This is a genomic window from Dietzia cercidiphylli (assembly GCF_014145145.1).
Classification (GTDB): Bacteria; Actinomycetota; Actinomycetes; order Mycobacteriales; family Mycobacteriaceae; genus Dietzia; species Dietzia natronolimnaea.
The window spans coordinates 1-7,862 of the sequence record NZ_JAALEA010000200.1; the positions used below are offsets into that span (position 1 = coordinate 1).

A 7,862-nucleotide genomic window follows, 5' to 3' on the forward strand; every position below is an offset into this window, starting at 1 on the left:
ACAGGGGTGCCACGGAACCCGGCGCAGCCACGCCGGGAACCGACGCGCCGGACGCCTCCGCATCCGAAGACACCGCGGCGGGCACGTCCGGGGCCGGATCAAAGGGCGCGACCGCAGTCGCAGACCCTTCCGCACGTACGGTCACGGGTGCCCCCGAGCGCGCGGCCGCGGGCGGGCCCCCACCCGGCATCGCAGCCAGGCGACGACGCAATTCCGCGACACGATCCGCCGTGCCGAGGTCAGACAGATCAACAGCAGAAGTGCCCATTACCATCATCAGAACCTCCCGTCCCGGACGACGCGCCGCCAACCTCGTCAATCGAACTATTTTTCGACTACGAGCACAGTGAACACCATCGGTACGACACGGCGCAAGAACACCTGTTCGACATAGCCGAGCGAGGTTCTGGCGTCGGACTGGTCGGATACGCTGTGTCCACCATCGAGAGGAGAACCATGGCCGGGCTGCGTTTCCGACTCCGCCAGATCAGCCGACGCTTCTGGTTCCTCCCCGCCGTCATGACCCTCGCCGCACTGGCTCTCGCTCAGCTCGGGACATGGTTGTCCACCAATCCGGGAACGAACGACGGCGCGCCCACCTGGCTCTACGGCGGAGGAGTGGATGGTTCCCGGAGCATCCTCGCCGCCGTGGCGAGCAGCTCGATCGGAGTCGGCGGCACAGTGTTCTCCATCACCATCGCCGCCCTCTCCTATGCCGCCGGCACCATGGGTCCGCGCCTGCTCCAGAACTTCACCGAGGACCGCGGCAACCAGGTCACGTTAGGTGTGTTCATCTCCACCTTCGCCTTCAGCCTCTACAGCCTGCGCACGGTCACCGGCGGCGACGAGGGAGACCCGTTCGTCCCCCACTACAACGTCACCCTGGCGCTCATCCTGGCGCTCTGCTGCATCGCTGCTCTCGTGTTCTTCCTCGGCCATGTCACCAGCTCGATCAACACCACCCGTGTGGTCAACCTCCTCGCGGCAGACCTCCGGTCCTCCCTGCTCACCGCCACCGAGCAGACGGACCCGGAACAGGACGTCCTACCGCCGCCGGGCGCGGAGTTCTGGGCGAGAGCGGAGACACTATCCGCGAAGAAGGGCGGGTATCTGCAGCTGGTGGACCACGAGGGGCTGGTCGATCTCGCCGTCGAGACCGGGACGGTGATCCGACTTCTGGTCCGACCGGGGGACTACCTCTACCCCAACTCCCCCATCGCCGAGGGCGTGCCCACCCTGCCCGACGGCATCTACTCCCGGCTCACGGTCGGCACCTCCAGGACCCGCGAGCAGGACGTCGAGCACGCCGTCCGTCTGCTCGCCGAGGTGGGCACCCGTGCGCTGAGCCCAAGCACCAACGACCCGTTCACGGCGATCGACGTCATCGACCGCTTCGGCGACGCCCTGTGCACCCTCGAGGACCGGGAGTGGCCGACCGGGGTGCACTCGAGTGACGGCGAGGTCCGCCTCGTCGCGGCCACCTCGGACTTCGGGGGACTCGTCGACACGATGTTCGATCAGATGCGGCAGTTCGGTGCGGGTGCTCCGGCAGTCAGCATTCGGATGCTCGAAGTCTTCGCCGTCGCGGCGCGGGTTCTCGACGACCCCGGCCGGCGGGCGGTCGTCACCCGCCACGCCACGAAACTCCGCGACGACGCCCTCGGGGCAACCCGTAACGCCGACGACCGGGTCGCCATCGAGCGTCGTCACCGCGCCGTGCTCGAGGCCGCCGGATAGAGCGGGCGGCCCGGGGGTGGGGGGTGAGAGCCCGGCGGGAGAGACCGACGTTCACCCGGTGTCGCCCCGGCGGTCACCCCGCGCACCTACCCTGGCGGGCATGAAGGCCTCCATCGGGAACCGCATCGTGCTCATCGGCGCCGGGGACGTGGGCATCGCCTACGGTTACGCGCTCGTCAACCAGGGCCTGGCCGACCACCTATCCATCATCGACATCGACCACGACAAACTGGTCGGCGAGGTCATGGACCTCAACCACGGCGTCGTCTGGGCGCCCTCCCCCACCCTCGTCACGGAGGGCACCTACGAGGACTGCGCGGACGCCACGATGGTGGTGATCTGCGCCGGCGCCGCCCAGCGACCCGGTGAGTCGCGGCTCGACCTGGTCGGCAGGAACATGGCGATCTTCGAGGGGATCGTCGGCGACGTCATGGCAACCGGCTTCGACGGCATCCTGCTCGTGGCCACCAACCCCGTCGACATCCTCGCCCAGGCCTCGTGGCGCTACTCCGGCCTGCCCTCCGCGCAGGTCATCGGCTCCGGAACGATCCTCGATTCCGCGCGTTTCCGGTTCATGCTGGGCGAGTACTACGACGTCGCCCCGATGAGCGTGCACGCCTCGATCATCGGCGAGCACGGCGACACCGAACTACCGGTCTTCTCGTCGGCCAACGTCTCTGGGGTGCCACTGCGTCGGGATCTCGACGGGGACCCGGCCACGCGGGAACGGCTGGCCCAGATCTTCACGGAGACCAGGGACGCCGCCTACCGGATCATCGACTCCAAGGGGTCCACCAGCTACGGCATCGGCATGGGGCTCGCCCGCATCACGCGCGCCGTCCTGCGCAACGAACAGGTGTCGCTACCGGTCTCCACGTTGCTGCGGGGCGAGTACGGCCAGGACGGGATCTTCATCGGCGTCCCCGCGGTGATCGGCCGGACCGGCGTACAGCGCGTGGTGGAGCTGGAACTCGACGCCACCGAGACCGAACAGTTCGCCCGCAGCGCGTCTGCGCTGCGGGCGGTGTCGGAGCAGTTCGAGATACTGCGCTGAGTCAGGGGGTCGCGGGGGGATCGCTGGCCGGGAACGACTCGTCGCCCCACTCGTCGGCGACCGCGTCGTCGTGGTCATACCGGGCCTTGTCCGCGGGCTCCTCGGAATGCTGGCCGATGCGGTCAGGGTTCTGCGGACTCGTCATGATTCATCCTCCTGCCGCCGTACGGGGCGTGCGGCGATACTCAGATTACCGGAGACCACCGACCCCGGGCGCGACGGAGAGAACACCATCGCGGTCACTACGGGAACAGGAAAGAGCGCCATGCACAGCACCGACTACACCGACACACTGATCCTGCCCGCACCCGACACCAGGGCCGAGACGGCCACGGCACCGCCGGCCGGGAAACGCTCGATCGCCGAGTTGCAGTACGAGAGGCTCTCGGGTGCGGACTACACCTGGACGAGCGACGACCTGCTCTTCGACGTCCACTGCGCTCGCAAGGGCATCGGGGAGGCCGACCGCGCGGCCGAACGCGAGCAGTTCTTCTCCAAGGGCCAACCCTGCCTGCGCACCTCCCCGTTGACCAAGACGTACGGCTGGGCGATGCACTTCGACTCCGGCGGGAGGATCGCGCTGCTGCCCATGGGCTCGGACCGTCTGGCCGAACTGCAGACCGACCCGTCCGTGACGATCAGAACCGCCATGAAGAGTTCCCGCTAGCCCGGCTCGACGTCCGGCAGGGAGCGCAGCCACTCAAGCACCGGGCCGGAGATGACCCCGGCGAACTCCTCGTACCCCGCCGGACCGGGGTGCGCCCCGTCGCCGGCGGTGACCTCGCGCATCCACGCCCCGCCGGGCCGCAGGGAATCGAAGGTCGGCACGAACGGCACCCCGGCCTCGGCGCACACCGCGGCCATGGCCGCGGCACGGGCGGCGATCCGCTCGTTGACCTGCTCCCACATGACCGGTGGCGGCCCCACCACCAGGAACCGCCCCTCGGGAGCACGGGCGATCATCCCCCGCAGCGCCGAGACCGTGCCCGCCTCCTCGACGCGAAGGGCACCCTCGTGCTCCATCACGTCGTTGACGCCGAACTCTGCGATCACCGCCGTGGTCGGGAACGCGGCCCGTCGGCGGTCGACCTCGTCCCAACGGGCCAGGATCATCTCGGAGGTGTCCCCGCCGATCCCCGCGACGGTGGTGTGGAGGCTCAGGCCCACCCCGGCGCCCTCCTCGACCAGGTGCGCGGTCCATCCACGTCCGGTCTCGTCGCCGTACCCGGCCACGAAGGAGTCACCGATGATGCAGACGGGGAGGTCGCGCGGTTCGCTCACTACGCCACGGTAGCTGGCCGGCGAAAACGCCAAGAGTGTTCCGCACACCCCACTCCCGGGCGATGTGTGTGGAACGCTCTTCCGACGAACAGGCGCGCCGGGTGGGGGGGCGTCGCCCGTCAGTCCAGGTGTCGGGACTGCGCCCAGCGGGTGAGCGCGTGCCGGTTGGACTGCTGGGTCTTGCGCAGCACGTTGGAGGCGTGCGTCTCCACGGTCTTGACCGAGATGAACAGCTTCTCGGCGATCTCCTTGTAGGTGTACCCGCGTGCCAACAACCGCAGCACCTCCTTCTCCCGCGGAGTGAGGGAGTCGACCTCGGGGTCGTGGACGGGCTCACCCCGCTCCTCCGGCCCGGGAGCGGCGCGGGCGAACGCGTCCAGGACGAACCCGGCCAGGCGCGGGGAGAACACAGCGTCCCCGTCGGCCACGCGGCGCACGGCGTCGGCGAGCTCCCCACCGGAGATGGTCTTGGTGACGTATCCGCGCGCCCCGCCTCGGATCACGGCGATCACGTCCTCCGCGGCGTCGGAGACACTCAGGGCGAGGAAGGTGGACACGCGCGCGTCGGACCCGTCGGACGCACCAGATGCACCGGTCGTGCCGGACGCGTCGGAGGCGCCGCTCGGGTCGGCCCCGAGCACCGCGCGTAGCACGGCCACCCCGCCACCGTCGGGCATGTGCACGTCGAGCAGCACCACGTCTGGCCGCACCCGACCGATGCCGGCGACGGCCTCGGCCACCGACCCCGCCTCGCCCACCACCTCGATGCCGGCCTGGCCGGCGAGTTCGGCCCGGACACCGCTGCGGAACACCGCGTGGTCGTCGACGAGGAACACCCGGCACACCCTGACGCCACCCACCGGCTCGTCCGTCATTCGCCCTCCAGCGGCATCTCGATCCCGATCTCGGTTCCGCGACCGAGCGTACTGCGCACCGTCACACTGCCGCCCCTGCTCTCGACACGGTGCCGGATGGACTGGGACAACCCGTGTCGATCATCACCCACGTCGTCGGGGTCGAAGCCGCAGCCGCGATCCCGGACGAAGGCGCTGAGCACCTGACCGTCGTTCTCCACGAACACGTCAGCGGTGTCGACGCCGGCGTGCTTGGCCACGTTGACCAGGGCCTCGCGGACGGCGCCCAGCACCGCCTCCTCGGCGTCGCCCGCCGGGCCGTCCCCGCCCACCACCACCTGGTCCACACGCAGACCGTAGGCGTCCTCGACGTCCCCGACGATCACCTCGACGGCCCCGGCGATGGTGGCCGCACCCGAGGACATGCGCGACCCGGCCCCGAAGAGCCACTGCCGCAGCTCGCGCTCCTGCCGACGGGCCAGCCGCGACACCTGGGCGGGGTCGTCGGATCGCTTCTGGATCAACGCGAGCGTCTGCAACACGGAGTCGTGGAGGTGGGAGGCGATGTCGCTGCGCTCGGCCTCACGGATGCGGGCCGCACGTTCCTCCTCGAGGGACCGCCACAGCCGCAGCCCCACGGGGACGCTGAGCAGCACCACTCCGACCAGGGTCGCCAGCACCGCCAGGAAGGACGACCGCAGGGCGGCCAACTCGACCTGCCCCAGTACGACGACGGCGAGACCGACGACGACGAGGGTGGCACCGGTGGTGACCCTGGCCCAGTCGAAGACGGACCGGGGAGCCACCCGCCCCCCGCCGTCGTACTGCTGCCAGACCAGCCCGGCCCCCAGCGCCACGATGAGGACGGGCACGATCACGTGCAGCCCCGTCGCGGTGGTCACCATGAACGACAGCACCGACCCCACCATCGCCACGACCGCGAGGGCCATGCCACGCCGCCGCTCCCGCGCGTCCGCGGAGGCGGTCCCCTCCTGCGCCCGCGCCGACGGGGTCAGAGCCCACAGGGCGGAATAGAACAGCACACCCGCGCCGGACAGTGTGGCGAGCAGCACCATCGCCAGGCGCACATGGGTGACCCGCACCCCCAGGTGGGCCGCGAGCCCCGCGCACACGCCGGCGACGACGGACCCGTCGGAGATCCTGGTCAGCGGCGGATACCACCGGAAGCCGGCAGGCTGCACGGCGGTCATGGGCCGCCGTGGAGCGACCGGCGGTCGCGGCGCGGGTGCCGATACCTGATCGGTCGCGTTCTCACTCATACCCGCAATGGTCACAGATCACGACCCCGAGAGGTATCGGGGATCTCCCCCGGTTCGTCCGTCCCGGGAGGGGGCCCGCCCACCGCACGGATGTCGTAGGCCACGCTCGCCGGAGTGATCCCGAGTTCCTTCAGCCCGGCCACCAGGTCACGTGAGATGGCGTCCTTGACCGCCCGCGCCCCGTGACTGCCGACGACGAAGCGGACGGTCACGAGGATCCAGTCCTCCTGGAGGGAGACGAAGACCTGCGGTCCGAACTCGCGGACGTCGACCGCGTAGACGCGGCTCATCCGCTGCATACTCGCCATCGCCTCGTCGCTGAGTCGGCGCGTGTGCCGCTCGGCGCACGCGGAGAACATCTCGTCCACAGCGCGCAGATCGACGTCGAAGGGGAGGTTGACCGAGATCTCCTCCCAGAGGAAGGGGAAGCCGCGGGAGTAGTTGAAGACGGCCTCGTCGAAGATCACGCCGTTGGACACGGTCACCACCCGCCCGGTGAACTGGCGGCTCGGTACCCAGTTCCCGGTCTCCGATCCGGTCATGGACGACGGGGCCCCCATCTCCATGACGGTCGTCCGCAGGAAGCCGAGTGACATCACGTCGCCACGCACCTCCCCGACGGCGATCCGGTCACCGACGGCGAAGACCCTGCCCCGGAGGATGACGAAGTACCCCGCGAGACTCGCGATGACCTTCTGCAGGGCGAAGGCCAGCCCCGCGGTGACGAGCCCGATCCCCACGGTCAGGTCGGTCCCCGGCGTCACCCAGATAGAGAAGAGACCCAGCACGGCCACGACCGCGGTGAGGAGCTGGAGACCCTGTTTGGTCCAGAATCTGGATGCGGATCCCGCGGGGCCGGTGACCGTCCGCATGATCGTGCGCGACGCGGAGTTGAACAGCGACAGCACCACCAGCAGCGCCACGCTGAGGAGCACTTTGAGGACGGTGCGTCCGCTGACGCCGACCATCGTCACACCGAAGAACCGCAGAGGGTCGTCCGAGCTCAGGAATCCCACGACGGTGTCGACCATGCCGCCATCATCCCCGCCGGGTGCTCTCAGGGTCGAATATCAGGGTCGGCCCCCGATGTGGAAACACGGCCGGCCCACCACGATGGAGTCATGTCCAGCACCAGCACCCACGACGTCCCATCAGAGCTCCGCTCCCTGTGGCGGACCCGACCCGTCCGGACCCCGGACGACGCCAAGATCGCCGGCGTCTGTGGCGGATTCGGCCGTCGCTACGGGGTGGACCCCGTCCTCTTCCGCATCGCCTTCGTCATCGCCGCCCTCTGGGGCGGGGCCGGGGTGTTCCTGTACGCACTGATGTGGCTGCTCCTGCGCTCCGCCGGAGACGAGGTCTCCAAGGGGGAGGCGCTGATCGGGAAGGGCCGGGCATCCGGTTCCCGGATCACGGCCGCGGTCCTCGTCGTCGTCGTCCTCCTCAGCGCACCCACCTTCGGCGGTTCCGGGGAGAGCCTCGTGGTGGGGGCCGGGTTCCTCATGGGCGTCGCCATGCTCGCCGGCTGGTACGGACTCCACCGCCGCACCCCCGTGCCACCCACCGGGTGGTCCGAGGTGTCGGCCGTGCGACCGCGGTCGACGCGCGCCGGCACCAGCCGTGCCGCCGGGGCGTCGCAGGAACCGGGCTCCGGGC

General features: G+C 69.9%; 9 protein-coding genes. 4 read left to right on the forward strand and 5 right to left on the reverse strand.

The genetic code is table 11. The features are described from left to right. Positions 1 to 456 precede the first annotated feature (456 nt). Both G6028_RS07890 and G6028_RS07895 read left to right on the forward strand, forming a co-directional pair. Positions 457 to 1,737: a DUF2254 domain-containing protein gene (locus G6028_RS07890; protein ID WP_182658544.1), complete on the forward strand. Its 1,281-nt coding sequence runs from the start codon at positions 457 to 459 to the stop codon at positions 1,735 to 1,737. A 100-nt stretch (positions 1,738 to 1,837) separates the two neighbouring features. Next, on the forward strand, positions 1,838 to 2,791 hold the full coding sequence (locus G6028_RS07895) for an L-lactate dehydrogenase (protein ID WP_182658545.1): 954 nt from the start codon (positions 1,838 to 1,840) through the stop codon (positions 2,789 to 2,791). Position 2,792: 1 nt separating this feature from the next. On the opposite strand, the gene G6028_RS07900 is transcribed toward G6028_RS07895, so the two are convergent. Beyond that, positions 2,793 to 2,936 (reverse strand): hypothetical protein, encoded by a 144-nt coding sequence (locus tag G6028_RS07900; RefSeq protein WP_179524701.1) that lies wholly within the window; start codon positions 2,934 to 2,936, stop codon positions 2,793 to 2,795. A gap of 120 nt (positions 2,937 to 3,056) precedes the next feature. Between G6028_RS07900 and G6028_RS07905 the strand changes: the two genes are divergently transcribed. Beyond that, positions 3,057 to 3,458 (forward strand): DUF6157 family protein, encoded by a 402-nt coding sequence (locus tag G6028_RS07905; RefSeq protein WP_182658546.1) that lies wholly within the window; start codon positions 3,057 to 3,059, stop codon positions 3,456 to 3,458. On the opposite strand, the gene G6028_RS07910 is transcribed toward G6028_RS07905, so the two are convergent. The 4 genes from G6028_RS07910 to G6028_RS07925 all read right to left on the reverse strand — a co-directional run bounded on the left by G6028_RS07910 (position 3,455) and on the right by G6028_RS07925 (position 7,237). Continuing rightward, positions 3,455 to 4,072, reverse strand: a complete 618-nt coding sequence (locus G6028_RS07910) for a GDSL-type esterase/lipase family protein (protein WP_182658547.1) — start codon at positions 4,070 to 4,072, stop codon at positions 3,455 to 3,457. The two genes, G6028_RS07905 and G6028_RS07910, sit on opposite strands and share 4 nt — an antisense overlap. Positions 4,073 to 4,191: 119 nt before the next feature. Continuing rightward, complete coding sequence (locus tag G6028_RS07915) at positions 4,192 to 4,947, reverse strand: LuxR C-terminal-related transcriptional regulator (protein ID WP_182658548.1); 756 nt, start codon at positions 4,945 to 4,947, stop codon at positions 4,192 to 4,194. Continuing rightward, positions 4,944 to 6,137: an ATP-binding protein gene (locus G6028_RS07920; protein ID WP_182658549.1), complete on the reverse strand. Its 1,194-nt coding sequence runs from the start codon at positions 6,135 to 6,137 to the stop codon at positions 4,944 to 4,946. The genes G6028_RS07915 and G6028_RS07920 overlap by 4 nt, the downstream gene beginning before the upstream one ends. Before the next feature lie 80 nt (positions 6,138 to 6,217). After that, positions 6,218 to 7,237, reverse strand: a complete 1,020-nt coding sequence (locus G6028_RS07925; RefSeq protein ID WP_182658550.1) for a mechanosensitive ion channel family protein — start codon at positions 7,235 to 7,237, stop codon at positions 6,218 to 6,220. 90 nt (positions 7,238 to 7,327) lie between these two features. Between G6028_RS07925 and G6028_RS07930 the strand changes: the two genes are divergently transcribed. Next, positions 7,328 to 7,862, forward strand: a 535-nt coding sequence (locus G6028_RS07930; protein WP_182658551.1) for a PspC domain-containing protein, incomplete at its 3' end; no start/stop codon positions are given.